This is a genomic window from Achromobacter sp. 1011791174, assembly GCF_059760925.1.
The window spans coordinates 1-26825 of record NZ_JCBANH010000088.1 but is presented as its reverse complement, the minus strand read 5'-3'; the positions used below and the strand labels follow the sequence as shown (position 1 = coordinate 26825).

26 protein-coding genes and 1 tRNA gene are annotated in these 26825 nt (G+C 66.7%); 21 read left to right on the top strand and 6 right to left on the bottom strand.

What is annotated here, in order from left to right:
* Positions 1–376 precede the first annotated feature (376 nt).
* The 6 genes from thrS (at position 377) to ptsP (ending at position 6711) form a co-directional block, all read left to right on the top strand.
* Complete coding sequence (thrS, locus tag AC6LJ5_RS23955; RefSeq protein WP_103273802.1) at positions 377–2329, top strand: threonine--tRNA ligase; 1953 nt, start codon at positions 377–379, stop codon at positions 2327–2329.
* A gap of 5 nt (positions 2330–2334) precedes the next feature.
* Positions 2335–2901: a translation initiation factor IF-3 gene (infC, locus tag AC6LJ5_RS23950; protein WP_199771040.1), complete on the top strand. Its 567-nt coding sequence runs from the start codon at positions 2335–2337 to the stop codon at positions 2899–2901.
* Positions 2902–3144: 243 nt separating this feature from the next.
* Positions 3145–4098, top strand: coding sequence for a glutathione synthase (gshB, locus tag AC6LJ5_RS23945; RefSeq protein ID WP_498141805.1), 954 nt, complete (start codon positions 3145–3147; stop codon positions 4096–4098).
* 18 nt (positions 4099–4116) lie between these two features.
* The gene (locus AC6LJ5_RS23940; protein WP_392413055.1) at positions 4117–4518 is read left to right on the top strand and encodes a PTS sugar transporter subunit IIA; all 402 of its coding nucleotides are present in this window, start codon (positions 4117–4119) and stop codon (positions 4516–4518) included.
* 110 nt (positions 4519–4628) lie between these two features.
* Entirely contained in the window at positions 4629–4898 is a 270-nt protein-coding gene (locus tag AC6LJ5_RS23935) for an HPr family phosphocarrier protein (RefSeq protein ID WP_103273806.1), read from the top strand.
* Between the two features lie 103 nt (positions 4899–5001).
* Positions 5002–6711, top strand: coding sequence for a phosphoenolpyruvate--protein phosphotransferase (gene ptsP / locus AC6LJ5_RS23930; protein WP_283093845.1), 1710 nt, complete (start codon positions 5002–5004; stop codon positions 6709–6711).
* Positions 6712–6835: 124 nt separating this feature from the next.
* Here ptsP and amt read toward each other — a convergent pair whose 3' ends face one another.
* Together amt and AC6LJ5_RS23920 are read right to left on the bottom strand one after the other, a co-directional pair.
* Positions 6836–8074: an ammonium transporter gene (amt, locus tag AC6LJ5_RS23925; RefSeq protein WP_103273808.1), complete on the bottom strand. Its 1239-nt coding sequence runs from the start codon at positions 8072–8074 to the stop codon at positions 6836–6838.
* Positions 8075–8107: 33 nt separating this feature from the next.
* The gene (locus AC6LJ5_RS23920; RefSeq protein ID WP_043545226.1) at positions 8108–8446 is read right to left on the bottom strand and encodes a P-II family nitrogen regulator; all 339 of its coding nucleotides are present in this window, start codon (positions 8444–8446) and stop codon (positions 8108–8110) included.
* Positions 8447–9047: 601 nt separating this feature from the next.
* On the opposite strand from AC6LJ5_RS23920, the gene AC6LJ5_RS23915 reads away from it, so the two are divergent.
* The 11 genes from AC6LJ5_RS23915 (at position 9048) to AC6LJ5_RS23865 (ending at position 18524) form a co-directional block, all read left to right on the top strand.
* A complete protein-coding gene (locus AC6LJ5_RS23915; protein ID WP_392413201.1) occupies positions 9048–9446 on the top strand; it encodes a DUF5339 family protein in 399 nt (132 codons plus the stop codon).
* 201 nt (positions 9447–9647) lie between these two features.
* A complete protein-coding gene (locus tag AC6LJ5_RS23910) occupies positions 9648–9899 on the top strand; it encodes an accessory factor UbiK family protein (protein WP_103273810.1) in 252 nt (83 codons plus the stop codon).
* A 112-nt stretch (positions 9900–10011) separates the two neighbouring features.
* Positions 10012–11550: a YifB family Mg chelatase-like AAA ATPase gene (locus AC6LJ5_RS23905; protein ID WP_498141804.1), complete on the top strand. Its 1539-nt coding sequence runs from the start codon at positions 10012–10014 to the stop codon at positions 11548–11550.
* Between the two features lie 483 nt (positions 11551–12033).
* Positions 12034–12231: a 50S ribosomal protein L35 gene (gene rpmI, locus AC6LJ5_RS23900; protein ID WP_006387997.1), complete on the top strand. Its 198-nt coding sequence runs from the start codon at positions 12034–12036 to the stop codon at positions 12229–12231.
* Between the two features lie 17 nt (positions 12232–12248).
* The gene (rplT, locus tag AC6LJ5_RS23895) at positions 12249–12608 is read left to right on the top strand and encodes a 50S ribosomal protein L20 (protein WP_006387998.1); all 360 of its coding nucleotides are present in this window, start codon (positions 12249–12251) and stop codon (positions 12606–12608) included.
* Positions 12609–12684: 76 nt separating this feature from the next.
* Complete coding sequence (gene pheS / locus AC6LJ5_RS23890; RefSeq protein WP_392413195.1) at positions 12685–13707, top strand: phenylalanine--tRNA ligase subunit alpha; 1023 nt, start codon at positions 12685–12687, stop codon at positions 13705–13707.
* 18 nt (positions 13708–13725) lie between these two features.
* On the top strand, positions 13726–16143 hold the full coding sequence (gene pheT / locus AC6LJ5_RS23885) for a phenylalanine--tRNA ligase subunit beta (protein ID WP_392413194.1): 2418 nt from the start codon (positions 13726–13728) through the stop codon (positions 16141–16143).
* Between the two features lie 2 nt (positions 16144–16145).
* Positions 16146–16484: an integration host factor subunit alpha gene (locus tag AC6LJ5_RS23880; RefSeq protein WP_103273814.1), complete on the top strand. Its 339-nt coding sequence runs from the start codon at positions 16146–16148 to the stop codon at positions 16482–16484.
* Between the two features lie 57 nt (positions 16485–16541).
* Positions 16542–17000 (top strand): MerR family transcriptional regulator, encoded by a 459-nt coding sequence (locus AC6LJ5_RS23875; protein WP_498141803.1) that lies wholly within the window; start codon positions 16542–16544, stop codon positions 16998–17000.
* Positions 17001–17415: 415 nt separating this feature from the next.
* Positions 17416–17492, top strand: a tRNA-Pro gene (locus AC6LJ5_RS23870).
* 138 nt (positions 17493–17630) lie between these two features.
* Positions 17631–18524: a hypothetical protein gene (locus AC6LJ5_RS23865; protein WP_498141802.1), complete on the top strand. Its 894-nt coding sequence runs from the start codon at positions 17631–17633 to the stop codon at positions 18522–18524.
* Here AC6LJ5_RS23865 and AC6LJ5_RS23860 read toward each other — a convergent pair.
* The gene (locus AC6LJ5_RS23860; protein WP_498141801.1) at positions 18521–19192 is read right to left on the bottom strand and encodes an alanyl-tRNA editing protein; all 672 of its coding nucleotides are present in this window, start codon (positions 19190–19192) and stop codon (positions 18521–18523) included. The two genes, AC6LJ5_RS23865 and AC6LJ5_RS23860, sit on opposite strands and share 4 nt — an antisense overlap.
* Before the next feature lie 53 nt (positions 19193–19245).
* A complete protein-coding gene (locus tag AC6LJ5_RS23855) occupies positions 19246–20517 on the bottom strand; it encodes a serine hydrolase domain-containing protein (protein WP_498141800.1) in 1272 nt (423 codons plus the stop codon).
* A 155-nt stretch (positions 20518–20672) separates the two neighbouring features.
* Here AC6LJ5_RS23855 and AC6LJ5_RS23850 point away from each other — a divergent pair, with 155 nt between their 5' ends.
* From AC6LJ5_RS23850 to AC6LJ5_RS23835, 4 genes are all read left to right on the top strand, one after another.
* Positions 20673–21791, top strand: a complete 1119-nt coding sequence (locus AC6LJ5_RS23850) for a flavin-containing monooxygenase (RefSeq protein ID WP_498141799.1) — start codon at positions 20673–20675, stop codon at positions 21789–21791.
* A 155-nt stretch (positions 21792–21946) separates the two neighbouring features.
* Positions 21947–22792, top strand: a complete 846-nt coding sequence (locus AC6LJ5_RS23845; RefSeq protein WP_498141798.1) for a hypothetical protein — start codon at positions 21947–21949, stop codon at positions 22790–22792.
* 146 nt (positions 22793–22938) lie between these two features.
* A complete protein-coding gene (locus AC6LJ5_RS23840; RefSeq protein ID WP_498141797.1) occupies positions 22939–23856 on the top strand; it encodes a PhzF family phenazine biosynthesis protein in 918 nt (305 codons plus the stop codon).
* 325 nt (positions 23857–24181) lie between these two features.
* Positions 24182–24616, top strand: a complete 435-nt coding sequence (locus AC6LJ5_RS23835) for a GNAT family acetyltransferase (protein WP_103273820.1) — start codon at positions 24182–24184, stop codon at positions 24614–24616.
* A 75-nt stretch (positions 24617–24691) separates the two neighbouring features.
* Here the strand turns inward: AC6LJ5_RS23835 and AC6LJ5_RS23830 are convergent, their stop codons facing one another.
* On the bottom strand, positions 24692–25645 hold the full coding sequence (locus tag AC6LJ5_RS23830; protein WP_392413186.1) for a M14 family metallopeptidase: 954 nt from the start codon (positions 25643–25645) through the stop codon (positions 24692–24694).
* Positions 25646–25656: 11 nt separating this feature from the next.
* On the bottom strand, positions 25657–26664 hold the full coding sequence (locus tag AC6LJ5_RS23825) for a Bug family tripartite tricarboxylate transporter substrate binding protein (RefSeq protein WP_498141796.1): 1008 nt from the start codon (positions 26662–26664) through the stop codon (positions 25657–25659).
* Positions 26665–26825 lie beyond the last annotated feature (161 nt).

Genomic DNA, 26825 nt, shown 5'->3' with positions numbered 1-26825 from the left:
GGGCGGGCCTTGGCGCCGGCGCTGTCGCGCAAATGTCACGAAATGCGCGCGAACGGTGCTACAATCGGCGACGTCCTACTCAGGATGGGTCCAGGCAGGACAAATCCGAGTCCAAGCCCCAAACGGGTCCAAGCCCCAAACCGAGTCCAAGCCCCCAAGCGGTCCCGACATCATGTTTTTCCCGCAGGCACGAACTACTACTTGGAACTTTCGCCCTATGTCGCGTTAAGTTTTTTCGTGCGTCGGGTTTCACCGTGGCAAGTCGGCGGTAAAGCTCATAGCAAGACAAATCCAGAAAACGCGGCATAGGCCGCGTTTTTCGTTTCCGCGTTTTCCGCATACCTCTTTCGTTTTCAGAACCCAGGAAGCACTCCCGATGGTACAGATCACATTGCCCGATGGTTCGCAGCGCCAGTATCCGGGGCCGGTCACGGTCGCCGACGTCGCGCAGTCGATCGGCACGGGCCTGGCCAAGGCCGCCTTGGGCGGCCGCGTGGCGTTCGACGGCGCCGAGTCCAAGCTGGTCGACACCAGCTACCGCATCGAGTCCGATGCGAGCCTGGCCATCGTCACCGCCAAGGACGCCGACGGCCTGGACCTGATCCGCCATTCCACGGCGCACCTGCTGGCCTACGCGGTCAAGTCGCTGTTCCCGGACGCGCAGGTCACCATCGGCCCCGTGATCGACAACGGCTTCTACTACGACTTCTCGTACAAGCGCCCCTTCACGCCGGAAGACCTGGCCGCCATCGAGAAGAAGATGGCCGAGCTGGCCAAGAAGGACGAAGTTGTGACGCGCGAGGAATGGTCGCGCGACGACGCCGTCGAATTCTTCAAGGGCATTGGCGAAAAGTACAAGGCCGAGATCATCGCCTCGATCCCGTCCAACGAGACGCTGAGCCTGTACCGCGAGGGCGAGTTCATCGACCTGTGTCGCGGCCCGCACGTGCCGTCCACGGGCAAGCTCAAGGTCTTCAAGCTGATGAAGGTGGCCGGCGCCTACTGGCGCGGCGACAGCAAGAACGAGATGCTCCAGCGCATCTACGGCACGGCCTGGGCCACCAAGGACGAGCAGGACGCCTACCTGCACATGCTGGAAGAGGCTGAGCGCCGCGATCACCGCAAGATCGGCCGCGAACTCGACCTGTTCCATTTCCAGGACGAGGCCCCCGGCCTGATCTTCTGGCACCCCAAGGGCTGGGCGCTGTGGCAGCAGGTCGAGCAGTACATGCGCGGCGTCTATCGCGACAACGGCTACCAGGAAGTGAAGGCGCCGCAGATTCTCGACATCTCGCTGTGGAAGAAGACGGGCCACTGGGACAACTACCGTGAAAACATGTTCACGACGGAGTCCGAGAACCGCGTCTACGGCCTGAAGCCCATGAACTGCCCCGGCCACGTGCAGATCTTCAACGCCGGCCTGCACTCGTACCGCGAGCTGCCGCTGCGCTACGGCGAGTTCGGCCAGTGCCACCGCAACGAGCCGTCCGGCTCGCTGCACGGCATGATGCGCGTGCGCGGCTTCACCCAGGACGACGGCCACATTTTCTGTACCGAGGAACAGCTCCAGGACGAGTGCGCCGATTTCACGGCCCTGCTGCAGAAGGTCTACCGCGACTTCGGCTTCACCGAGGTGCTGTACAAGGTCGCCACGCGTCCCGAGAAGCGCATCGGCTCGGACGAGGTCTGGGACACGGCCGAATCGGCGCTGATGGAAAGCCTGCGCCGCACCGGTTGCGAATTCGAGATCTCGCCGGGCGAGGGCGCCTTCTACGGCCCCAAGGTCGAGTACACGCTGAAGGACGCCATCGGCCGCCACTGGCAGTGCGGCACGATCCAGGTCGACTTCTCCATGCCCGTGCGCCTGGGCGCCGAGTATGTGGACCAGAACGACCAGCGCCGTCCGCCGGTCATGCTGCACCGCGCGATCCTGGGTTCGCTCGAGCGTTTCATCGGCATGCTGATCGAAAACCACGCCGGCGCGATGCCGCCCTGGCTGGCTCCGGTGCAGGCCGTGGTGTGCTGCATTTCCGAGCCTTCGGCTGATTATGCGGCTCAAATTGCGCAAAGCCTGAAAAAACAAGGCTTTAGGGTTGAATCGGATTTGCGCGGTGAAAAAATCACTCGTAAAATCCGGGAGCACAGCCTGCAGAAGGTGCCGTACATCCTCGTCGTCGGCGACAAGGAGAAGCAAAATGGCACCGTCGCCGTACGCGGCCTGGGCGGACTGGATCTCGGCGCAATCGCCTTCGACGACTTCGTCGCGCGCCTGTCCGAGGACGTCTCCACCCGCCGCGACGTTGTTCACCCCGACAGCAGCGCTGTTTAACATTTATAGGAACTTTCAACATCGCCACTGAAAAAGCCAATCGCATCAACGGTGAAATCCGCGTCCCCGAGGTGCGCCTGATAGGTCTGGACGGAGAACAGCTGGGCATCGTCAAGATCGCCGACGCCTTCCGTCTTTCCGAGCAAAGCGACGTGGATCTGGTGGAAATCGCGCCGAACGCCGAACCGCCGGTCTGCCGTTTGATGGACTACGGTAAGTTCAAGTACCAAGAGCAGAAGCGTCAAGCCGAAGCTCGTTCGAAGCAGAAGGTCATCCAGGTCAAGGAAGTCAAATTCCGTCCTGCCACCGACGAGGGCGACTACCAGGTCAAGCTGCGCAACCTGCGCCGCTTCCTCGAGGAAGGCGACAAGGCCAAGGTGACGCTGCGGTTCCGTGGCCGTGAAATGGCTCACCAGGAACTGGGCATGCGGGTACTTGAGCGCGTGCGCGACGATCTGGTCGAACTGGCCCAGGTCGAAGCCATGCCGAAGCTCGAAGGCCGTCAGATGGTCATGGTGCTGGCGCCGAAGAAGAAGGCCGCCCCCGCGGGCAAGGCCGAATCGGCCGCCTGAGTCCCACAGAGCCTCCCTCCGGGGAGGCTCTGGCGTTTCGGGTCGGCGCGTTTCTGGTCGACGTTCCCGACTGGCGTTTCACGCCGGCCCGGAGCCGGCCGGGGCAGCCCCGAATGCAAGTCACGAACCCGCCGCGTCCGCCAGGACGACCGGCGGGTTCGCTTATTGGGCGGCTCTGCGCTACGATGTGGCAATCAAGCCGCCTTCCCGCGAGGGAAGGCGGCGTCCGTTCAGGGTGTCGCGATGCACGTTTTGTTCGTTTTGGATCCCTTGCCGCTCTTGAAGGCGTACAAGGACAGTTCGGTCGCCATGATGCGCGCGCTGGTCGCGCGCGGGCATACGCTCAGCGTGGCCATGCAGGGCGACCTGTATATCGAGGAAGGCGCCGTCCGCGCCGTGGCCACGCCCATCGAGCTGGTCGACGGGGCGGACCTGCACGGCCATGACTGGTGGCGCGAAGCCGAGGCCCGGGATGTGCGCCTGGCCGATCTGGGCGCGGTCGTCATGCGCAAGGATCCGCCCTTCGACATGGAATACGTGTATTCCACCCATCTGCTGGAATACGCCCAGCAGCAGGGCGCCAAGGTCTTCAACACCGGCGCGGCCATCCGCAATCACCCGGAAAAGCTGGCCATCACCGAAATCAGCGAGTTCACCGCGCCCACGCTGGTGACCCGCAACATGGCCCGTCTGAAAGCCTTCCACGACAAGCACCAGGACGTGATCGTCAAGCCGCTGGACGGCATGGGTGGCACCGGCGTGTTCCGGCTGCAGCCCAAGGATCCCAACCTCAACGCCATCCTGGAAACGCTGACCGACAACGGCGCGCGCACCATCATGGCGCAGCGCTACATCCCCGAGATCGTCAAGGGCGACAAGCGCATCCTGCTGATCGGCGGCGAGCCCGTGCCGTACTGCCTGGCCCGCATCCCGCTGGCCGGCGAAACGCGCGGCAACCTGGCGGCCGGCGGACGTGGCGTGGCCCAGCCGCTGTCGCCGCGCGACCGCGAGATCGCCGAGGCGGTGGCGCCCAAGCTGGCCGCCCGCGGCCTGCTGCTGATCGGCCTGGACGTCATCGGCGACTACGTCACCGAGGTCAATGTCACCAGCCCCACCTGTTTCGTGGAGATCGCCGAACAGACCGGCTTCGACGTCGCCGGCATGTTCGCGCAGGCGCTCGAGAAAGCAGCGGCCTGAGGCCGCGGGATTGCTGCCATGACCACGGGTATTGTTATCGTTGTCCACGCGCCGCTCGGCGCCGCGATGCGGGATTGCGCCAGCCACGTGATGGGCAACCTGGACGGCATGTTGGCCATCCACGACATCCAGCCGGAAGACCTGCCTGATGACCTGGCGCCGGCCGTGCTCAAGGACATCCTGGACCAGGAGTTGGGCGGCGGCGTGCTGGTGTTGACCGACCTGATCGGCGCCACCCCGGCCAACATCGCCAAGCGCGCGGTGGCCGATGCCCAGGCCCAGGGCATCCAGTGCTGCGTGCTGGCCGGCCTGAACACGCCGATGCTGCTGCGGGCGCTGACCTATCGCAATCTGCCGCTGGCCGAGACGCGCGAAAAAGCGCTGGCGGGGGGAGTGCAGGGCGTCTTGCGTGTAGACTGACGGCTAAGAATATGCCCTATCATTCGGGCGTAATATTTCAGCCGGCGCGCGGCGGGCCATCCCGCCGCGACCGACACTGATACCGGACAGCCGCAGACACCAAGATCCCTATGCCCAATACCGATATCGTCATCAGCAACAAGCTGGGCCTGCATGCCCGGGCGGCCGCCAAACTGACGCAGCTGGCCAGCAGGTTCTCCAGCGAGATCTTCATTTCGCGCGGCGCGCAGCGCGTCAATGCCAAGAGCATCATGGGCGTCATGATGCTGGCCGCCGGTCTGGGCGTGACGGTCCGTCTGGAAGCCTCCGGCGCCGACGCCGAGCTGGCGCTTGCTGAAATCGAAACCCTGTTTGACAGCAAATTCGGTGAGCAGGAATAGAACGTCCCCTGAACCGGCCGGCTCGGGCGCTGCCCGGGCCGGGGCCGTCACGCCCCAGGGGGACGTCCCGTCCGGGGCGGGCGCTGCCAGCCCCGTCGTCTGTCTGTACGGCAAGGGCGTGGCTCGCGGTTACGCCATCGGGCGCGCCGTGGTCATGGGCGCCGCGGCGCTGGAAGTGGCGCATTACCGCATCGCGCCGGAAGATATCGCCGCCGAAAGCAGCCGCCTGACCCAGGCGCTGGCCGACGCGCAGCAGGAACTGTTGCTGCTGGCCGACACCCTGCCGGCCGACGCCCCGCGCGAGCTTGGCGCCATGCTCAACGTTCACAGCCTGCTGCTGGGCGACCCGCTGCTGGCCGAACAGACGCTGGCGCTGATCGCCGAGCGGCACTACAACGCCGAATGGGCGCTGACCACGCAGGGCCAGATCCTGGGCCAGCAGTTCGACGCCATGGAGGACGAGTACCTGCGCGAGCGCGGCGCCGACGTGCGCCAGGTCATCGAGCGCGTGCTGCATGTGCTGGCCGGCACGTCCGCCATGCTGCCGGACATGGGCCATGTGGACGGCGACGAAGCCCTGATCGTCGTGGCGCACGATATTTCTCCCGCCGACATGCTGCGCCTGCGTGGCGGCCGCTTCGCCGCCTTCGTCACCGACCTGGGCGGCCCCACGTCCCATACCGCCATCGTGGCCCGCAGCATGGGCGTGCCGGCGGTGGTGGCCCTGGGCAATGTGCGCGAGCTGGTGCGCGATGGCGACACGCTGATCATCGACGGCGCGTCGGGCGCCGTGGTGGTGAATCCCTCGCCGCGCATCCTGCAGGAATACCGCCGCCGCCAGTCCGCCTATGCCGACGAGCGCGCCGAGCTTAGCCTGCTGCGCGACGTGCCCTCGGTCACGCTGGACGGCATCGACGTGGTGCTGCACGCCAATATCGAACTGCCCGAGGAGGCCGCGCTGGCGCTGGCGTCCGGCGCGCACGGCATCGGCCTGTTCCGCAGCGAGTTCCTGTTCATGGGCCGCGCGGACCTGCCGGGCGAGGAAGAGCAGTACGAAGCCTATGCCTCGGTGGTGAAGGTGATGGCGGGCCGTCCCGTCACCATCCGCACGCTGGATATCGGCGCGGACAAGACGCTGGACGGCGAGGCCACCGTGGCCACCAACCCCGCGCTGGGCCAGCGCGCCATCCGCTACTGCCTGGCGCGCCCCGAGATGTTCGCCACGCAATTGCGCGCCATCCTGCGCGCCTCGGCCCACGGGCCGGTGCGGCTGCTGATCCCGATGATCGCCCATATGCACGAAGTGGTCGCCACCAAGGCCGCCATCGAGGCCGCGCGGCGCGAACTCGACGCGCGCGGCCAGGCCTATGCGGCCCATATGGAAGTGGGCGCCATGGTCGAGGTGCCGGCCATCGCCATCGCCATCGAGCCTTTTGCCCAGGCGCTGGATTTTCTTTCCATCGGCACCAACGACCTGATCCAGTACACGCTGGCGATCGACCGCGGCGACCACGACGTGGCGTCCCTGTACGACCCGCTGCATCCGGCGGTGCTGCGCCTGGTCGCGAACACCATCAACGCCGGCGAGCGCGCCGGCAAGCCGGTGGCGGTCTGTGGCGAGATGGCCGGTGATTCGCGCATGACCCGGCTGCTGCTGGGCCTGGGCCTGACCGAGTTCTCCATGCACCCGCAGCAGTTGCTGGACGTCAAGCGCGAAGTGCGCCGCGCCCATTCCAATGCCTTGCGGATTAAGGTGGCCAGCGCGTTGAACCGCGCCTTGCCGGTGGACCTGGACGCCCTCGGACCAGGCTGATCCTGTTTCGGAGGCGCCTGCGGCGCCTCCCTGGCGCGGGGCCTTCCCAATGAAAAAGCCCGGAACCGCAAGGTTCCGGGCTTTCTTGTCTGCGCTACGCCCGGCGCTCGCCGGGCGGGTCGGATCAGCTGTGGTACGCCGATTCGCCGTGGCTGGTGACGTCCAGCCCTTCGCGCTCCTGGTCTTCCGGCACGCGCAGGCCGCACAGGGCGTTGGCGATCTTGTAGGCGATCAGGGCCACCACGCCGGACCAGACGATGGTCAGCAGCACGCCTTCGAGCTGCACCCAGAGCTGATGAGCGATCATGCCGGGCTCGGCCAGGCCGGGGCCGCCCAGGGCCTGGGCATTGAACACGCCGGTCAGCAGCGCGCCGACGATGCCGCCCACGCCGTGCACGCCGAACACGTCCAGCGAGTCGTCGGCGCGCAGGATGCGCTTCAGGCCATTCACGCCCCAGACGCAGACGACGCCGGCGATCACGCCGATGACCAGCGCGCCCGCGGGACCCACCAGCCCGGCGGCCGGGGTAATGCCGACCAGGCCGGCCACCGCGCCCGAGGCCGCGCCGAGCATGGACGGCTTGCCCTTGATGCTCCATTCGGTGATCAGCCAGGCCAGCACGGCGCCGGCGGTCGCGATCATGGTGTTGAAGAAGGCCAGCGTGGCGTTTTCGTTGGCGGCCAGGGCCGAGCCGGCGTTGAAGCCGAACCAGCCCACCCACAGCAGCGCGGCGCCGACGAAGGTCATGGGCAGGTTGTGCGGCTGCATGGCTTCGCGGCCGTAGCCCACGCGCTTGCCGATCACATAGGCGCCGACCAGGCCGGCCACGCCGGCGTTGATGTGCACCACCGTGCCGCCGGCGAAGTCCAGCGCGCCGCGCGCATTGAGCAGGCCGGGCGCGGTTTCGGACGCGAACCAGACCATGTGGGCGATGGGCACGTAGGCGAAGGTGAACCAGATCACCGTGAAGACCAGCACCGCCGAGAAGCGGGCGCGCTCGGCGAAGCTGCCCACGACCAGCGCGCAGGTGATGCCGGCGAAGGTGGCCTGGAACGAGGCGAACAGCAGCTCGGTGAGCGAGTTCGACATGGCGTACTTGCCGTCCGCCGGCGTGAACATGCCGGAGAAGAAGGCGCGCGACAATCCACCGAAGAAGGCATTGCCTTCGGTGAAGGCGAGGGAATAGCCGTAGATGAACCAGAGCACCAGGCCCAGCACGAAGGTACACAGCACTTGCAGCAGCACCGAGAGCACGTTCTTGCTGCGTACCAGGCCGCCATAGAACATCGCCAGGCCAGGCACTGCCATCATCAATACAAGCAGGGTAGAGACGAGCAACCAGGAGATATCTGCTTTATCCATTTTTCAGGCTCCGATGAATCTTGCTTTAGTTGTTTACAGCGCGGCTTCGCCCGCTTCGCCTGTGCGGATACGGATCACTTGTTCCAGCGGGGCGGCAAAGATCTTGCCGTCGCCGATCTTGCCGGTGCGGGCGGCCATTTCGATGGCCTCGATCACCTGGTCGACCAGGTGGTCGGGCACGGCGGCTTCGACGCGCAGTTTGGGCAGGAAGTCGACGGCGTATTCAGCGCCGCGGTAGAGCTCGGTATGGCCCTTCTGGCGGCCGAAACCTTTGACTTCGGTAACCGTGAGACCCTGGACCCCGATTCCGGACAGAGCCACACGCACCTCGTCGAGCTTGAAGGGCTTGATGATGGCGATGATGAGTTTCATGGCATTTCCTCTCATGGTTGCACGTTGGCCTCGTCAATCAAGCAAGTTCCATGCCATGTCCGGAGATACCCGGAAAGAGGGCGCGCAGGCGCGCAGCTTGTGCCTGGCTGCACCAATATAGTGCGTCGACGCACGACTGTCAGCCTCGAAGTGGTGCATGGCGGCGAGCGGGGTGAGGGATGAAACCAAACGTGTTTCCGGCGCGCTGGTTGTTGCCAATTGCAGCTTCGAGGGTGCCTTGGCGGGTTATGACGATATGCCCGGGCCACTGTTGCGATTCATCGCGCCGTGGGCATGCGGGCGGGCTTTGATGCAACGGCGGCCGCTAGGCCGGGCGCGGCGTGGCGGGCAGAAAGCCCGTCGCCGCGAGGCGCGCGCGTGGCGCCGGCCGGGCCCTTGCCGGGCGGGTTTCAGGTATTCCCGATGTATGGAAATTGGGGCCAAGCGTTGATACGAGGGTTTACACGCAGCCGCTTGTGGCCGCAACGCGCCTGCTCAAGAATCGGATCCAGCCTGTGCCTGACACGGGCTTGAATGGGGCCGCACAAGGCGTCCGGCGTGGCGGCCCTCTCTACAAGAAACAAGCAAGAAAGAGGAATTCATGAATATCGAACGCAAGACCCTGGGCATTCTCGCGCTGGCTGCGGCCGCCGTCCTGATGGCGGGTTGCGACAAGAAGGACGACAAGGCCGCCACGCCTGCGGCGCCGTCCACGTCGGCTCCCGCATCGTCGTCTTCCACCACGCCGCCGGCCGCCACGACGCCGGCGCCTTCCTCGTCGGCCGCCACGCCCGCCGAATGCGAAGCCTACGTCGCCAAGGTCAACGCTTGCATGGACAAGCTGGGCAATGGCAATCCGGCCGTGGCCAGCTTCAAGCAGCAGATGGAAGCCGCCAAGGCGCAGTGGGCCGCCGTCACCGACAAGACCCAGCTTGCCTCCCAGTGCAAGCAGGCCAGCGACCTGTTCGCGCAATCGGCCACCCAGATGGGCTGCCCGTAACGATGTTGGTAGGGGGCTGCCGCGAGGCGGCCCGGTTTTCTCCTGTGCTTTGTGGGCGGTCACCGCATGCGGTCCGCCCTTTTTTTGCGTCGGATCCGCGCAGGGCCGGCGAGGCCCATTGCGCTATGCCCGCGCCGGTGGGCGCAGTCCGTCCGGACGCACTACACTGGAGCCAGCCAGGCAACAACAAGGAGTACTGCCATGAATTCCCGCACCCAATGGATGGAAGACATCCAGAAGAACATTTCCGACCTGATCGCACGCAGTCCCGCCGCGGATGTCGAGAAGAACGTGCGCGCGATGATGGCCCAGGCCTTCACCAAGATGGACCTCGTTACGCGCGAGGAATTCGACGTGCAGGCCGACCTGCTGGCGCGCACCCGCGCCCGCGTCGACCAGCTGGCGGCGCAGGTGCAGCAACTGGAAGAGCGCCTGTCGGCCCTGAGCAAGTAGGTTCAGGCAGGGCCCGCCCTGCAAGGGCGGGATATTTCCAGCACGGCCGCCTTCGGGCGGCCGTCGGCATTTGGGCATACTGGCCTGCCGCTGACCGTGATCGGAGGCCGCCTTGTCCCTTGCCGTACTCGCCAGCCGCGCGCTCAGCGGCGCTCATGCCCATGTCGTGCGGGTCGAGACCCATCTCGGCCCGGGACTGCCGGGCTTCAATGTGGTCGGCCTGCCCGATGCTGGCGTGCGGGAAAGCCGCGAACGGGTGCGCGCCGCCATCATCAACAGCGGCTTCGAGTTTCCTGCCGGCCGCATCACCGTCAACCTGTCGCCGGCCGACCTGCCCAAGGAATCGGGCCGCTTCGACCTGCCGATCGCGCTTGGGCTGTTGCTGGCATCGGGGCAGTTGCCGGAACCGCCATCCGCAGGCGACGCGGGTGGCAAGCCGTCCGCCATGCCGGCGTCCGAGTCCATGCTGGCGCGCCTGGTCCTGGCGGGCGAGCTGTCGCTGACCGGCGCGCTGACGCCTGTCACGGCGCCGCTGCTGATCGCGCTGGGCGTGGCGGGCGATCAGCCCGACGCGACGCTCGTCCTGCCCGCCGGCAGCGCGGAGCAGGCGGCCTGGGTGCCCGGCCTGCGGGTGTTGTCGGCTCGCAGCCTGGCGGACGTGGCGGCGCACATCACGGGCGCGCATGCCTTGCCCGACGCGGTGCCGGCGCCCTGGCCCGAGCCGCCGCCCGTGCCTTGCCTGTCCGACGTGCGCGGCCAGCCGGCGGCGCGGCGCGCGCTGGAGGTGGCGGCCGCCGGCGGTCACAGCCTGCTGATGGTGGGGCCCCCGGGGGCGGGCAAGAGCATGCTGGCGCAGCGGCTGCCGGGCCTGTTGCCGCCGCTGTCGCGCACGCAGGCGCTGGAGGCCGCTGCCGTGGCGGCGCTGGCCGGTCATGCGCAGGCGCCCGCGGGGCAGCCGCCATTCCGGGCGCCGCATCATTCCCTGTCCGTACCGGCGCTGGTGGGTGGCGGCACCCATCCCCGGCCCGGAGAGATCAGCCTGGCGCATCACGGCGTGCTGTTCCTGGACGAACTGCCCGAATTCAACCGACGCACGCTGGAATCGCTGCGCGAGCCGCTGGAAACCGGCCGGGTGCTGATCTCGCGGGCCATGCGCACGGCGCGGTTTCCGGCCCGCTTCCAGCTGGTCGCGGCCATGAATCCTTGCCCCTGCGGGTGGCGCGGACATCCGGCGCGGGCCTGCGCCTGCACGCCCGACCAGGTGGCGCGCTACGCGGGCCGCGTCTCCGGCCCCTTGCTGGACCGCATCGACCTGCATCTGCGCTTGCCGCCGGTGGCCCCGGAAGACCTGGACGGGCCGCCGGGGGAGGCCTCGCCGGCGGTGCGCGAGCGGGTCCTGGCCTGCCGTGGGCGGCAATTGGAACGTCAGGACAAGCCCAACGCGGCCTTGGCCGGCGCGGAGCTGGACTGTCATTGCGCGCTGGACGAGAGCGGGCGGGAGTTGCTGCGGCAAGCCATGCGCCGCCTGCGCGGCTCGGCCCGCGTGCTGCACCGGACGCTGCGGGTGGCGCGCACGATCGCCGACCTGGAGGGCGCGGAACGGCTGGGCGCCCGGCATGTCGCGCAGGCGGTGCAGTACCGGGCGGAGTGAGAGGAGAGGGAGGGTTTGGTGAAATCCAGGGACATATGGCATCCGGATTTGGCTCGCCATTGCAGGGCGATCCCTTATCCGATTCGACAAAAGCCCGGAAATCGCCATATAATCAAAGGCTTTCCCGGATCTGGCGTGCGCGCGAGCTGCCTTTGGGCTTCGCGCATGGGGGAAACGCGCTGCGAAACATGCTTTCGAGCATGGCCTGGCTTTGGGGTTAATGCCCTGGGGTTAATGCCCCGGGATTAATGCCCCGCGCGCAGGCAGCAGTGATCGCTGGAAGGCGATACCAGAGCAGTACCACAGAAGTGGCAACAGGTTCGACAAGTCTTGTCGCGCCGCCCTGGGCAGCAAGCCCGGATTTGCCTGGCTTCGGATTCGATTCCGTCGCGGGCAGGCCGGTCTGGCTTATCTGGCTCACGGCGCCGTCAGGCACCTGGCGTCATGTAAATCAACAATCAGTGTTTAGTTTAGGGAATCAACATGCCCAAGATGAAGACCAAGAAAAGCGCCGCAAAGCGCTTTCAGGTTCGCGGCAGCGGATCCATCAAGCGTGGTCAGGCGTTCAAGCGTCACATCCTGACCAAGAAGACCACCAAGAACAAGCGCCAGCTGCGCGGTTCGGCTGCGGTCCATGAAACCAACGTGGCTTCCGTGAAAGCCATGATGCCTTTCGCTTGATCTAAGGGAGATCTACTATGCCTCGCGTCAAACGCGGCGTTACCGCCCGTGCCCGTCACAAGAAAGTCATTTCCGCCGCCAAGGGTTACCGTGGCCGCCGCGGTAATGTGTTCCGCATCGCCAAGCAAGCGGTCATGCGCGCTGGCCAATACGCCTACCGCGACCGCCGCAACAAGAAGCGCACGTTCCGCGCGCTCTGGATCACGCGTATCAACGCCGCCGTCCGTGAGCATGGCGTCAGCTACAGCGTGTTCATCGCCGGCCTGAAGAAGGCTGCGATCGAGCTCGACCGCAAGGTCCTGGCCGATCTGGCCGTGCGCGACAAGGCCGGCTTTGCCGCCATCGTGCAGCAAGCCAAGGCTGCGTTGGCTGCCTGATCGCGCGCTTTAACTCATCGCGCATCGCTGCAAACGGGGCTGTCATGGCCCCGTTTGCGTTTTGAGGGCTGGATTCATGACTCAATCGATTGACGACCTGGTCTCCCAGGCGCAAGAACGTTTCGCCGCGGCCAAGGACGCCGCCGCGCTCGAAAACGAAAAGGCCCGCTTCCTGGGCAAGGATGGCGCGCTGACCGTGCTGCTCAAGGGGCTGGGCAAACTCGACCCCGAGCAAAAGCGCGAGATGGGCGCGCAGATCAACCAGGCCAAGAAGAAGGTCGAGGAGTTCCTGAATCTGGGCCGCGCCGCGCTGGCGCAAGCAGAGCTGGACGCCCGTCTGGCTTCTGAAACCATCGACGTCACCCTGCCGGGCCGTGGCCGCGCGCCGGGCGGCATCCATCCGGTGATCCGGACCTGGGAGCGCGTGGAAGAAATCTTCCGCTCCATCGGCTTCGACGTGGCCGACGGCCCCGAAGTCGAGAACGACTGGACCAACTTCACCGCGCTGAACAACCCGCTGGACCATCCGGCGCGTTCCATGCAGGACACGTTCTACGTCGACATGCAGGACGCCGACGGCCTGCCGCTGCTGCTGCGCACGCACACCAGCCCGATGCAGGTGCGCTATGCCCGCATGCACAAGCCGCCCATCAAGGTCATCGCGCCGGGGCGCACCTATCGCGTCGACAGCGACGCCACGCACTCGCCCATGTTCCACCAGGTGGAAGGGCTCTGGATCGCCGAGGACATCTCCTTCGCCGACCTGAAAGGCGTGTACACCGATTTCCTGCGTTGCTTCTTCGAAAGCGACGATCTTGTCGTGCGTTTCCGCCCGTCGTTCTTCCCCTTCACCGAACCGTCCGCCGAAATCGACATGATGTTCACGTCGGGGCCGAACCGTGGCCGCTGGCTGGAGATCTCCGGTTCCGGCCAGGTGCATCCGCAAGTGGTGCGCAATTTCGGCCTGGATCCCGAGCGCTACATCGGTTTCGCCTTCGGTTCCGGGCTCGAGCGCCTGACCATGTTGCGCTACGGCGTCAACGACCTGCGCCAGTTCTACGAAGGCGATTTGCGCTTCCTGCGCCAGTTCAACGAATAATCGAAGCGACGGCTGATCATGCAATTTCCCGAATCCTGGCTGCGTTCCCTGGTCAATCCCGAGATCGCAACCGATGAACTCGCGCACCGGCTCACGATGGCCGGCCTGGAAGTCGAAGACGCCGTGCCGGCGGCCCCCGCGTTCAGCGGCGTGGTCGTGGCGCGCATCGTCGAGATCGCGCCGCATCCGGACGCCGACAAGCTGCGCGTCTGCCAAGTGGACGACGGCTCCGGCGCGTTGCTGCAGATCGTCTGCGGCGCGCCCAACGCGGCCGCCGGCCTGACCGTGCCGCTGGCCCGCGTCGGCGCCGAACTGCCCGGCGGCATGAAGATCGGCGTGGCCAAGATGCGCGGCGTGCAATCGTCCGGCATGCTGTGCTCGGCGCGCGAGCTGGGCCTGTCCCAGGATCACGCCGGCCTGATGGAACTGTCCGGCGACCTGGCTCCCGGCCTGTCGATCCGCGACGCGCTGGACCTGGACGACACGCTGTTCACGCTCAAGCTCACGCCGAACCGCGCCGACTGCCTGTCGATCCTGGGCGTGGCCCGTGAAGTCGCCGCGCTGACCGGCGCGCCGCTGTCGGTGCCCACCGCCAAGGCCGTGCCCGTGACGCTGGACGAGCGCCTGCCCGTCAAGGTCGAGGCCCCCGATCTGTGCGGCCGTTTCGGCGGTCGCGTGATCCGCGGCGTCAATGCCCGCGCCGCCACGCCGGAATGGATGAAGACGCGCCTGGAGCGCGCCGGCCAGCGTTCGCTGTCGGCGCTGGTGGACATCTCCAACTACGTCATGCTCGAGCTGGGCCGTCCGTCGCACGTGTTCGACCTGGACAAGATCCAGGGCGACCTGTCGGTGCGCTGGGCCCGCGAAGGCGAGACGCTGGAACTCCTGAACGGCCAGACCGTCACGCTGGATTCCAAGGTCGGCGTGGTGGTGGCCGGCGACACCGTTGAAAGCCTGGCCGGCATCATGGGCGGCGAAGCCACGTCCGTGACGCTGGACACGCAGAACATATATCTGGAAGCCGCGTTCTGGTGGCCGCAGTCGCTGGCCGGCCGCGCGCGCCGCTACAAGTTCAGTTCGGAAGCCAGCCATCGCGGCGAACGCGGCGTGGACTACGCCACGATTCCCGAGCACATCGAGTTCATCACGCGCCTGATCGTCGACATCTGCGGCGGCCAGGCCGGTCCGCTGGACGACCAGATCGTCAACCTGCCCAAGCGCGAACCCGTGCGCATGCGCCTGGCGCGCTGCCATCGCGTGCTGGGCGTGCCGGTGACGCAGGCCGACGTCGGCCGCATCTTCGGCAGCCTGGGCCTGGAATACACCATTGAAGGCGACGACTTCGTGGTCACGCCGCCGTCGTTCCGCTTCGACATCGAGATCGAGGAAGACCTGATCGAGGAAGTCGCGCGCATCTACGGCTTCGAGAACATTCCCACCGTGCCGCCCATGGCGCGCGCCAAGATGTTCTCGCAGCCCGAAGTCCGTCGCGGCAACCACGCCCTGCGCCGCCTGGCCGCCGCGCAGGACTACCAGGAAGTGGTCAACTACAGCTTCGTCGAAGCCGACTGGGAACGCGACTACGCCGGCAATACCGACCCCGTGCGCCTGGTCAATCCCATCGCCAGCCATCTGTCGGTGATGCGTTCCAGCCTGATCGCGGGCCTGGTGGCCAACATCGTCCACAACGCCAACCGCAAGCAGACCCGCGTGCGCCTGTTCGAGCTGGGTCGCGTGTTCACGCGCGACGCCGCCGCGCAGGACGGCCCGCTGGCCGTCGCTGGCGTGCGCCAGCCGCTGATGCTGGCCGGCGCCGCCTGGGGCCCGGCCGTGGAAGAGCAGTGGGGCGCGCCCGCGCGCCACGTCGACTTCTACGACGTGAAGATGGATGTCGAGGCGCTGTTCGGCGCGCGCGGCGACCGCCTGCGCTTCGAGGCCGCCGCGCATCCCGCGCTACACCCCGGCCGCAGCGCCCGCGTCTCGCTGGACGGTAAGGTCGTCGGCTGGATCGGCGAACTGCACCCGCGTTGGGCGCAGCAGGCCGACCTGGCCCATGCGCCGGTGGTGTTCGAACTGGACGTGGCCGCGCTGTCGGAAGGCGAGCTGCCCCAGGTCCGCGAGCAGTCGCGCCAGCCCATCGTGGTGCGCGACCTGGCCCTGTGGGTCGACGCCCAGGTGCCGGTCCAGTCCATGCTGGACACCGTCACCGCGCTGGCCAAGACCGATCCCCAACTGGCCGTGCTGCGCGACCTGCGCCTGTTCGACGTGTGGCGCGAGAAGTCCCAGGATGGCGTGCCCGCGTCCGAGAAAAGCCTTGCTTTCCGATTCTGGCTACAGGACACTGAGGTCACGCTGGACGACGCCCGGGTGGCGGACTGCATGGCGCGCATCAGGGATGCCCTGATCAGCGCACACGGTGCGCGACTCCGCGCTTGAACATGGGGAACACTATGCTTGCCGAGCCGCGTACCCTGACCAAGGCTGAACTGGCCGAGCTGCTCTTCGAGCGGGTCGGCCTGAACAAGCGCGAGGCCAAGGACATCGTCGATACCTTCTTCGAAGAGATCCGCGACGCGCTCGCGCGCGGCGACTCCGTGAAGCTCTCGGGATTCGGCAACTTCCAGGTGCGCGACAAGCCGCCGCGCCCTGGTCGCAATCCCAAGACGGGCGAGACCATTCCCATCGCCGCGCGCCGCGTGGTGACCTTCCATGCCAGCCAGAAGCTCAAGAGCGTCGTGGAGCAGGCCACGCCGGCTGCGCCCGACGCCGTGGAGTGATACGCTTTGTCGGTAAATGTTATCGGCGCTCGACGCAACGCGGCATAAAATCCACTTATGACACGTCCCGAATCCACCGTTACCACCTTACCGCCCATTCCCGCCAAGCGTTACTTCACCATCGGTGAAGTCAGCGACCTGTGCGGCGTCAAGCCTCACGTCTTGCGGTACTGGGAACAGGAATTCACGCAGCTCAAGCCGGTGAAGCGGCGTGGCAACCGCCGCTACTATCAGCATCACGAAGTGCTGCTGATCCGCCGCATCCGCTCGCTGCTGTACGAACAAGGCTTCACCATCAGCGGCGCGCGCAATCGCCGCGGCGACGCGCGCGACACGCCGCATGACCAGGACGCCGCCGTGCGCCTGTCCGGCGCCGAGATGCAGGCCCTGCGCAATGAGCTGGGCAATGTGTCGGCGATGCTGGGCGAAGCATTGGGCATCAAGCCCGGCGCGCAGGCTGGCGATGCACACGCCGCCAGCATTCAATCCTCCGGCGTGTCCGCGCCGGCTGCCTGATTCCGCTTGCGCTCGCGCCGGCCTCGTGCCGGCGCGGTGTTTGCCGGCAATACGTCTCCCTTGTTTTTGAAGTCAGCGTGGCCTGAGCTGCCATGCGCGGCGTGCGTTATCGCATGCTTGTGCAATCGCGTCGCACAGTCGCGGTTGCGTTGCCGTGGGGGCTGACCTTGTCGTGTCTGGATCCGCGACGTCGCCGGCATTGGCATGGCCTTTGGGGAGATTGCGGCGACCTGGCGCTCCCTTGCGGATGGTGCGCCTGTTGATTGCACATCGACAGACACGAGGATATCCCTTGCATTCAACAGCGCCCACGCAAGCATGTTCAATGTGTGCTCCATTTTTTTTCGAGCATCTGCAAAATTTTTTGCGTGAGTGCGTGCAAACAATTTTTTGCTCTGCTATAATCTTTTTCTTTCGGGGCGTAGCGCAGCCTGGTAGCGCACTTGCATGGGGTGCAAGGGGTCGCGAGTTCGAATCCCGCCGTCCCGACCAGCAGTTCAAAAAGCCGTCAGTGATTTTTCACTGACGGCTTTTTTCATTGCTGCTGCGGGCAGCCCGACTCCGGATTGACAGTCTTCTATTGCGACGAGATCCTTGAAGACTCGAGCTAGCCTGCGCAAAGGAAGAGAAATGAGTCATCTGTTGGTGCTGGTCGTCGGTGATGACATCGAGCGCCAGTTGCAGCCATATCACGATTTCGATTGCACGGGGACAAACGACGAGTATGTGCAGTGCATCGACATCACGGCTGAGATACTGGCTCGGATTGATGCGGGAGAGCGGCTGCCTGGGGTGTTGAGCGATTATGGTTTGAAGGATCACATCCTTGCCGATGAAGCTCACGCCAGAATCGTCGGTGAGCGGGCTCCAGATATGCGGGGATATGCCGTCGTGCAGGACGGAAAACTCTTCAAGGCTGTGACGCGGACTAATCCAAACCATAAGTGGGATTGGTGGGTTATCGGTGGGCGCTGGTCGGAGTTTCTGATAACCAAACCAGGAGCGGATGCCGAGCTTGACGGCAATCTGTCCAGTTCATGCCAGGAACAACCGGCTGTGAATCAGGCACGCAAGGGCGATATCGATATGGAGGTCATGCGCGACAAGGCGGGGCGGCAGGCCGCGGAGCGCTGGGACACGGCTGCCAGCATCAGTCGCGGGGAAGGTTGGATGTCCTGGAAGCATGTCCTGGATGTCGTGCATGGGGGAAACGTCATTGCCGCCCGCGAAGCCTATCGCGCGCAACCTGTCATACATGCCGTTGCGCAGGCCTTGTATACCTCATATGACCAAGTGGACGAGTACCTCGTGCCGCGTGATCAATACATTGAAGAGGAACGCGCCTTCGCCATGGTTCCGTATGCCGTGGTGATGAATGGCGAATGGTTGGACAAAGGCTTGATTGAACAGCTGGGTGTGTCCGAAGCTGCACAAATTTGGCAGGCTTGGGGGACTCGGGCAATCCAGATACTGGAGGCGCTGCCGGACGACACGCTAATTACGGTCGTCGATTGCCACACCTAACCGCGGGGAGGATGCCTGTTTTCGTCCGTAGCCGGCAACACGATCTCCACCCGCTCCACCCCTTTCCCCTGATTCTTCCGCTTCAGCGCAATCCCGCCGATCTCTCCGGTCCTGCGCGGATGCGTGCCGCCACAGCCCATGCGGGCGAATCCCTCGACCTCCCAGTACCGCCGATGATTCGCCTCGTCGGAAAACGCTGTCACGATGGGCTTGTCGGCGGCGATCAGCGCGTCGGCTTGCGGTTGGATGGTTGGAAACAGTTCGCTGATGCTGGTCGCGCGCTGGAAGTCGATGCGTGCCTTCGCCGGTGAAATATGCGCGCCGACCTTGAGGATGCCGGGTTCGCAGTCGTAGATCAGTTGCAGCACCATCTCGGCCGCGAAGTGATGACGCATCAGGCCGTAGCGCCGCGCCCAGTCGATGCGCACGTCCACTTCATCGCCGGCGTGCAGGCCATGGCCGGGCGGCAGCGTGTAGGCGATGTCCAGGCCGTTCTTTTCCGCCTTCAGCACGGGCATGCCCGCGATCGTGCCGCTGTCGCTTTCCTGCCCGCCTGCGTTGGCGTAGAAGATCGTCGCGCGCAGGCGGACGATGTCTCCGTCGACGGCGGACACCTCGGTCCGCAGATGGTACAGGTAGGGGTCTTGCCAGAAAACCTTGTCTGTCACGTGGGGCTCCGCGCGCGAGGGGCTGGGATGATCCAGCGACTATAGAGCATCGCTCAGGCTGTCTGCACTTTCCTGCAATGCTGCTTGCTTCCGTCCGCCGAGGTGATGGTCAGCGTCGCCGCTGCGCGATGGAACTCGTGGCGTTCGTCGAAGGCATCGGCGCGCCATGCCTGGGCATCCGGGCCGGCCTGGCTGGGGCGGATCGCATAGCGGCACGGGACGCCGTAGTCGCGCGTCGCGGCGATGAGCCGGCGCGCGGTGTCGACGACGTAGGTCGCGCCCTGTTCATCGCGATAGGCGCCTTGCGCCCAGTCGTCGACGTGCTCGGTCAGGGCGGCGGGATAGGCAGGCCAGGCCTCGCCCATGGCCAGCCCCAGCAGGCGTCGCGCCGTCGCGCTGGCCGGCGTCGAGGCGGTGTTGAACAGCACGACGGCGCACAGCCTGCGTTCCGGCAGGCCCAGCAGCATGGACGTATGGCCATTGACGTCGCCCTTGTGCGCGACGCTGCGCCAGCGCCGGCCGTCGATCTCGATCTCGTCCAGCCACCAGCCGCAACCGAAGTCGCCGGGCGGGCCGCCCAGCATCAAGTCAGTATGCGCCGCGTCCAGGACCTTGCCGTCGATCAGCGACAGCCACCAGCGGGCCAGGTCGCGCGCGCTGGCGGCCAGGTCGTAGGCGCCGAATGCCACGCTGGGATGCAAGGGCGGCGCGGGCGGTCTGTCCGGATCCAGCATGCAGCCTATGCTGTGCGCGGTGTCGATCGATCCCGTCTCGCGCAGTTCCAGCGCTTGCCAGAACATTGTGCGCAGCTGGTCGTGCAGCGCATCGCCGCCGACGCGTTCCGCGATCCGGGCCAGCACGGCGTAGCCGGTGTTGCTGTAGCGGCAGGACTGTCCTGGCGTGTACATCAGGGGCGAGGCGGTGATCAGCCTGATCAGATCCTCGGGCGCGATGTGACGCCCCATCAGTTCCGGCCAATAGGCGGGCAGGGCGGTGTGGTTGCCCAGGCCCGAGCGGTGCCGCAGCAGATGCATGGGCGTGATGCGCGGATCCAGGCCGCAATCCGGCAGGTGCCGCGCGGCGCTGTCGTGCAGATCGAGCTTGCCATGCTGCGCCAGCCGCAGGATCGCGGCGGCCGTGTGGCTCTTGCTCAGGGATCCGATGCGAAAGCGGGTGTCCGGGGCGTTCTTGCGGCCGCTGGCTAGGTTCGCATGGCCGCAGGCCTGTTCGGCCACGGCTGCGCCATCGGCGTAGACGCCCAGCACGCCGTGGAGATCGGCGTGCGAGGCCAGGTCTTGCAGGTACTGGTGCAGCGCGAGTGTCATGGGCGGTGATCGATATCGAAAAACGCGGGGCGCGAGAGCAGGGGAGCCGCGATCGGGCCGCGGGCACGCCATGGCCCGCGACCTCGACGGGCCTATGGACCTTAAAGCGGCTACAGCCTCTATCGTGCCAGGCAGTTCAACTGTAAGGAGCAAGCATGTCCAGCGTGTTGGAACGTTCCCGTTTCGTTCTGGTCATCGGCGGTGGGCAGGCCGGATTGGCGGCGGGCTATTGGCTGAAGCGGCAGGATATTCCTTTTCTGATCGTCGAGGGCAGCGCCCGGATCGGCGATGTCTGGCGGCAACGCTACGCCTCGCTGTCGCTGTTCACCACGCGCGCGTTCAGCGCCTTGCCCGGCATGGCCCTGGCGGGCAAGGCGCAGGGCTATGCCGGCCGCGATGAGTTCGCGGATTACCTGGAGGCCTACGCACGGCGCTTCGCGTTGCCCATCCGGCTGTCGACCTCGGTCCAGCGCCTGCGCGCCGGGCCGCAGGGGAGCTTCCTGGCCGACTTGTCGGACGGCGGCACGCTGGCCGCCACGCATGTCATCGTGGCGACGGGCGGCTTTCAGGCGCCGGTGGTGCCGGCGATCGCGCGCGGCTTCGGCGCTCAGATTCCGCAGTTGACCCCGGAGAGCTTCGGCGCCGGCGAGTCCTTGCCCGACGGGCCGGTACTGGTGGTGGGAGACGGGGCCAGCGGCCGCGACCTGGCCGTGCAGGCCTCGGCCTCGCATCCGGTGATGCTGGCCACGGGCAAGCCGCGCAAGCTGGTGCCCGAGCGTGTGCTGGGCCAATCGATCTGGTGGTGGCTGCGCAGCCTGGGGCTGATGCGCGCGTCGTCCGCGTCATTCATCGGCAAGGCATTGCGGCGCAGGGACCCCTTTCCCGATCGTGATCGCGGCCTGGCGAGCCTGGCGCGGCGCGGCATCGAGTTGCGGCCCAGGCTGACGGCCGCCGAGGGCGATACCGCCGTGTTCGCCGACGGCGAGCGCCGTAAGGTGGTGGCGGTCGTGTGGGCGGTTGGCTATCGGGATCGGACCGATTGGATCGAGATCCCCGGCGCCTTGGGCGATGACGGCCGCTTGCTTCACGACGCCGGCGTTTCTCCGGTGCCCGGCATTGCCTATGTCGGCCGTCCGTGGCAGCGTAACCGCGCGTCGGCGCTGGTCATGGGGGCGGGCGAGGATGCGCGGCGCATCGTCGAGTCCATCAGACGCGAGGACGCGCCTCGTCGGATCGCTGCTGCTGTGCCGCCACGGGCGGCGGAGCCGCGCTGATGGCCCGCAAGTAAATGCACCATTCTTCACCGTTTTCTCCAGGGAATCATGGCCTTTCCCGCTAGCATGTGCGCAGGGTCGAGCAAGCAGCCGGCCTTTCAAGCGCGCATGGCTGGCATGCGTCAGACGAGGCAGACAGTGAAAGTGGAAAGAACATGGTTCAAGGATTGAACGGCAAGGCAGCGCGGGCGCGCGGATCGGACGCCGTGCAGGGTGTGCGCCGCCTTGCGTGCGGGACCGGGGCGTCAGCGGCTCCCGCCGCGCCGCGCCGCATCCTGCAAGGCGCGGGCGCCGCCATCGCGGCCGCGCTGATGGCCGTGGCGCCGCCGGCGTGGGCCGCCGGGCCGGCCGTCGTCGTCAAGCATGGCGAGACCGTCACGATAGATGGCGTGCGCAACATCGTCATGCACGCCGACCAGGCCAAGGGCGGCATCCTGCTGCTGACGGGCGGCGACGGGCGCCTGAACGTAACGGACGGCGCGCAGTTCACCGATGGCGCGGACAACGTGCTGATCCGCAACCGCGACGCTTTCGCGGCGCGTGGCTACAACGTGATGCTGGTCGACCTGGGCACGGACTTGGCGGCGGCGGTCGGCTATATGTCCAGGTTGAAAGCGCCGGTGACCGTCATCGGCACCAGCAAGGGCACGGAGCGGCTGGCGCAGGGATTGGCGAAGGGCGCGCGTCCGGACAAGGTGGTGCTGTCCTCGGGCTTTCTCAGCCAGGAATCCGGGCCGGGCGACAGCGTGCAAGCCATCCTGGGCACGCCGTCGCGGCTGCCGCCGGCCTTGGTTATCCACCACCGCGAGGACCATTGCCGCTGGACGCGCCCGGCCGGGGTCGAGCCGTTCAAGACCTGGGCCGGTTCGAAGGTCGAGGTCGCGTGGCTCAACGGCGGCGTGGACGATCAGGCGAATTCCTGCCGCTATAGCGCGCATCATGGCTTCGCCGGCCTGGACGCGGCATTCGTGGACCGCATCATGGCCTTTGTCGCGAAGTAGGTAGTCGGGCGGCCAGCCTGTTATGGCGCAATCCCGGCCGCTCTGTGCATGGCGGCGCGGCCGGACCTTGCCCATACTGATGGCGTGCCCGCACTCGTCCGCGCACCTTGCGCGGGCGGCGCGCGCAGCCAACCAGGATCCGTTCCATGCCCTATCGCTACGTTGTCGCCGATGTCTTCACCCGCCACGCCTATGGCGGCAATCCGCTGGCCGTCGTGCTCGACGCGCAAGGCCTGGATGCCGCGCAGATGCAGCGCATCGCGCGCGAGTTCAATTTCTCCGAGACCAGCTTCGTGCTGCCGGCGCGCGATCCGGCGCACACGGCCGAGGTGCGGATCTTCACGCCCGATCGGGAAGTGCCTTTCGCCGGACATCCCAATGTCGGCACGGCGGTGGTGCTGGCGCGCGAGCTGGCGGCATCGGGACGTCCCGTGCCGGACGCGTTCGTGTTCGAAGAGGCGGCCGGACTGGTGCGGATCGCGCTGCGGCGCGAAGGGGCGGACGTGGACGGCGCCGAGTTGCAGGCGCCGCAGCCGCTGTCCCGGCGCGCTCTGGCGCCCGTGGATGCGGTGGCGCGGGCCTTGCGTCTGGCGCCCGGGGACATCGAGACGGCCGAGCACGCGCCGCAAGTCGTGTCGGTCGGTCTGACCTTCCTGGTGGTCCAGCTGGCCAGCCGCGTTGCGCTGCGCCGCGCGTCGCCGGATCCTGCCGGCTATGCGGCGCTGCTGCCGCTGGACGACGCGCGTTCCATCTATGCCTATACGACCGACACGGCGGCGGACACGGGGCAGGGGCCGACCGACATCCAGGCCCGCATGTTCACGGGCCGCATGACGGAAGACCCTGCCACCGGCAGCGCCACCGCAGCGGCCACGGCGCTGCGCGCGGCATTGCGGGGCGCGGGGACCACGCTGCGACTGCGCGTGGGACAGGGCGTGGACATGGGGCGCGCCAGCCTGCTGCACGCGCATGCAGAGGTCCGGCAGGACGGTGTGTGGGCGGGCGTGGCGGGCAACGCGGTGGTCGTGATGGAAGGCACGCTGGCGGCGCCTGCCGCGTCTTGAGCCGTCTAGCGCGGGTAAGGGGCGAGCGGGCGGTGAGCGCGTCGTCCACGAGCCGGCGGCGCGACAAGCCGAGTGTCTTGCCAGGATTGCGCATCGCCGCTAAGCTGGCGCACATGAATCCGATTACCACCGCCCGGCCCTGCCGGGCCGATTCCCGACGAACCGCTCGACGCATGCGTTGAGTGGCCCGTCACGTCCGGGCGCCGTCCAGGCGCCGCATTGCAGAAGGCCACGATATGTCCCGTGGCCTTTTTGTTTTTCGCGCAGTATCCCGTCCGCAGGCGTATCGTCCGGCCTTCGTTTTTCCCTTTTTGAGGAACGAAGCATGTCGCATCACGATCTGAACATCCGCGCTTTCCATCCGGCCGACGAGGCCGCCGTCATCCAGCTGTGGCACGACAGCGGTCTGACGCGGCCCTGGAACGACCCGAAGAAGGATGTGGCCCGCAAGTTGACGGTGCAGCCCGGGCTGTTCCTGGTGGGCGAGGCTGGCGGACGCATCGTGGCCGCGACAATGGCCGGGTACGACGGGCATCGCGGCTGGATCAACTACCTTGCAGTGGCGCCGGACTGCCGTCGGCGCGGCTATGCCTCGATGCTGATGCGCGTGGCCGAACGCAAGCTGCTGGAGCTGGGCTGCCCCAAGATCAATCTGCTGATCCGTGCGGAAAACGCGGCCGTGCGTGGTTTCTACGAGAGCCTGGGCTTTGGCATGGACGACGTGGTGAGCATGGGCAAGCGCCTGATCCCGGACCTGTGAGGCGGCGCGAATACGGGAAGGCTGGCCGCCTTCCCGCGCTTGCCGCGTCCGTGTTGCGCGCGGTCCTGCCCGCGCTCAGATCTGCACGGTCAGGTACACCGCTTCGCGTCCGACCACGGGCATGCGGGTCGGCATGAAGATGGTGCAGTCGTCGCAAGGCGAGCGGATCTCTTCGCCGCCGTTGATGGCGATGAGTTCGCCTTTCTGGAAGACCTCGAAGCCCAGCACCGGGCGCGTGAAGCGGAAGTCGGTGGACTTCACCATGTGCACTTCCAGCAGCATGTAGCGTCGCGCGGGCGGCGCGGTCTCGGCCGAGGCCGGCGTGTCGATCAGGCCCAGGTGGCCCAGGAAGCGCAGCGTCACGTCGGTGGCCAGGTCGGCCGCCGAGCGCGCGAAGTGCTGGCCGCATTCCACCACCACGGCGCCGCCGCTGTCGGACTGCGGATCGCCATGGCGGCCATGACCCATGACGCCGGTGCCGGGAAAACGCTCGGCCGGCATCACCAGCTGCACTTCGGGCGTGCCGACGGCGGTGGCCAGCGCGGCGTTGCGCGGCAGGTCGTAGTAGACCCAGAACGGCTGCACCGGCGCGCGCGTCGAATGGATGTCGAGGATGTAGTCGGCGGCGTCCAGCACCGGGCGCAGCTCGCGCGCGCGGCGCAGCTCGGGGCTTTGCTCGCTGCCGTCGAGCAGTTCGGGGGTCCAGATGCGGTTCAGGTTGTGCACCAGCTGGCGATTCTCGTAGGGGCGCTCCAGGTCGAAGGCCTCGTAGGCTTCGATATTGGCGAAGCTCACCGTGAGCGTGCCGATCTTGGGGCGCACCGCGTTGTCCAGCAGGTGCGTGGCGGCCACCATGCCGCAGATCTCGTTGCCGTGCGTGAGCGCGTTGATCAGCACGTGCGGGCCCGGGCGGCCCGATTCAAAGCGATGGACGTAGTCGATGCCGGTGTTGCCGGCGCGATAGGCGGAGAGGTCGCGCGGCAGCACTTCCAGCGGCGCGGTGTCGGGGGCGAAGTCGGGATGGTCCATGGTTGCGGTTCTCATTCGGGCCGGATGCCGGCGCGTTCAATCAGGTCTTTATACAGGGACAGGCGTTCGGACATCATGGCAGTGAACTGGGCCGGCGTCTGTTCGTCGGGCGGCAGGGCGCCGTTTTTCTCCAGCGTCTGCTGCAATTCTTCCTGGCGGGCGACGGTCCGCACGGCCTGCAGCAGCGTCTGGAGCACGTCGGCGGGCGTGCCGGCGGGCGCCGCCAGCCCGATCCACGAGGTCGTGTTGAGCGTCGGATGACCAAGTTCGGCGAAGGTCGGCACGTCGGGCAGGTAGGCCGGACGCGCGGGCGCGGCGATCGCCAGGGCGCGCAGCTTGCCGGACTGGATGTAAGGCAGCATGGGCGCCAGGTTGTCCAGCATGAACTGCACCTGATTCGACAGCAGTCCGCTGATCAGCGGGCCGCCGCCACGGTAGGGCACGTGCACGGCCTTCACGCCCAGCGTGCTCTTGAACAGTTCGGCGTTGAGCTGGCCCATGCTGCCCACGCCCGCCGTGCCGAAATGAAGCTGGTCGGGATTGGCCTTCAGGTGCGCGACGAATTCCGTCAGCGTGCGGGCCGGTACGTCCGGATGCACCACCAGCGCGTTCAGCAAGCGCGACAGCTGCGAGATAGCGCTGAAGTCCTGGATCGGGTCGTAGCCCAGGTTGCTGTGCATCAGCGGGTTGGCCAGGTGCGAGCTTTGCGACGAAGCCACCAGCGTGTAGCCGTCCGCCTTGGCGCGGGCCACGCGCTGGCTGCCGATGGAGCCGCCGGCGCCGTCGCGGTTCTCGATGATCACGCTCACGCCCAGCACCTTCGCCAGCCGTTCGGCATAGATGCGGCCGATCAGGTCGACGGAGCCGCCGGCGGGAAAGGGCACCACCAGCGTGATGGGCCGGGAGGGATAGGCATCGGCGCGGACGGCCAAGGGCGCGAGCGGCAGCAGGGCGGCGCCCAGGCCGGCTTGCAGCAGGCTGCGGCGCCGGCCGCAGACGGCTGCGGGTGGGTGAGTCATGACGGGATCTGGGTTAGGGACTTGAGAAATGCGGGAGTGAAAAATATGCAAAGTGAATTGCAAAATTGAAATATAAAATGCAATGAGCTTTGTGAGACCCTGGGGTTATCACCTACGGATGCCCCGGGCGTGGCGTCGGGTCTGGGCGGGTCGAGCCGGGG

Excerpts from the sequence above, each read along its gene's own strand:
- thrS (WP_103273802.1), top strand. The coding sequence starts at position 377 with ATGGTACAGATCACATTGCCCGATGGTTCGCAGCGCCAGTATCCGGGG.
- gshB (WP_498141805.1), top strand. The coding sequence starts at position 3,145 with ATGCACGTTTTGTTCGTTTTGGATCCCTTGCCGCTCTTGAAGGCGTAC.
- AC6LJ5_RS23940 (WP_392413055.1), top strand. The coding sequence starts at position 4,117 with ATGACCACGGGTATTGTTATCGTTGTCCACGCGCCGCTCGGCGCCGCG.
- AC6LJ5_RS23935 (WP_103273806.1), top strand. The coding sequence starts at position 4,629 with ATGCCCAATACCGATATCGTCATCAGCAACAAGCTGGGCCTGCATGCC.
- amt (WP_103273808.1), bottom strand. The coding sequence starts at position 8,074 with ATGGATAAAGCAGATATCTCCTGGTTGCTCGTCTCTACCCTGCTTGTA.
- AC6LJ5_RS23920 (WP_043545226.1), bottom strand. The coding sequence starts at position 8,446 with ATGAAACTCATCATCGCCATCATCAAGCCCTTCAAGCTCGACGAGGTG.
- AC6LJ5_RS23915 (WP_392413201.1), top strand. The coding sequence starts at position 9,048 with ATGAATATCGAACGCAAGACCCTGGGCATTCTCGCGCTGGCTGCGGCC.
- AC6LJ5_RS23910 (WP_103273810.1), top strand. The coding sequence starts at position 9,648 with ATGAATTCCCGCACCCAATGGATGGAAGACATCCAGAAGAACATTTCC.
- rpmI (WP_006387997.1), top strand. The coding sequence starts at position 12,034 with ATGCCCAAGATGAAGACCAAGAAAAGCGCCGCAAAGCGCTTTCAGGTT.
- rplT (WP_006387998.1), top strand. The coding sequence starts at position 12,249 with ATGCCTCGCGTCAAACGCGGCGTTACCGCCCGTGCCCGTCACAAGAAA.
- pheS (WP_392413195.1), top strand. The coding sequence starts at position 12,685 with ATGACTCAATCGATTGACGACCTGGTCTCCCAGGCGCAAGAACGTTTC.
- pheT (WP_392413194.1), top strand. The coding sequence starts at position 13,726 with ATGCAATTTCCCGAATCCTGGCTGCGTTCCCTGGTCAATCCCGAGATC.
- AC6LJ5_RS23880 (WP_103273814.1), top strand. The coding sequence starts at position 16,146 with ATGGGGAACACTATGCTTGCCGAGCCGCGTACCCTGACCAAGGCTGAA.
- AC6LJ5_RS23875 (WP_498141803.1), top strand. The coding sequence starts at position 16,542 with ATGACACGTCCCGAATCCACCGTTACCACCTTACCGCCCATTCCCGCC.
- AC6LJ5_RS23865 (WP_498141802.1), top strand. The coding sequence starts at position 17,631 with ATGAGTCATCTGTTGGTGCTGGTCGTCGGTGATGACATCGAGCGCCAG.
- AC6LJ5_RS23855 (WP_498141800.1), bottom strand. The coding sequence starts at position 20,517 with ATGACACTCGCGCTGCACCAGTACCTGCAAGACCTGGCCTCGCACGCC.
- AC6LJ5_RS23850 (WP_498141799.1), top strand. The coding sequence starts at position 20,673 with ATGTCCAGCGTGTTGGAACGTTCCCGTTTCGTTCTGGTCATCGGCGGT.
- AC6LJ5_RS23845 (WP_498141798.1), top strand. The coding sequence starts at position 21,947 with ATGGTTCAAGGATTGAACGGCAAGGCAGCGCGGGCGCGCGGATCGGAC.
- AC6LJ5_RS23840 (WP_498141797.1), top strand. The coding sequence starts at position 22,939 with ATGCCCTATCGCTACGTTGTCGCCGATGTCTTCACCCGCCACGCCTAT.
- AC6LJ5_RS23835 (WP_103273820.1), top strand. The coding sequence starts at position 24,182 with ATGTCGCATCACGATCTGAACATCCGCGCTTTCCATCCGGCCGACGAG.
- AC6LJ5_RS23830 (WP_392413186.1), bottom strand. The coding sequence starts at position 25,645 with ATGGACCATCCCGACTTCGCCCCCGACACCGCGCCGCTGGAAGTGCTG.
- AC6LJ5_RS23825 (WP_498141796.1), bottom strand. The coding sequence starts at position 26,664 with ATGACTCACCCACCCGCAGCCGTCTGCGGCCGGCGCCGCAGCCTGCTG.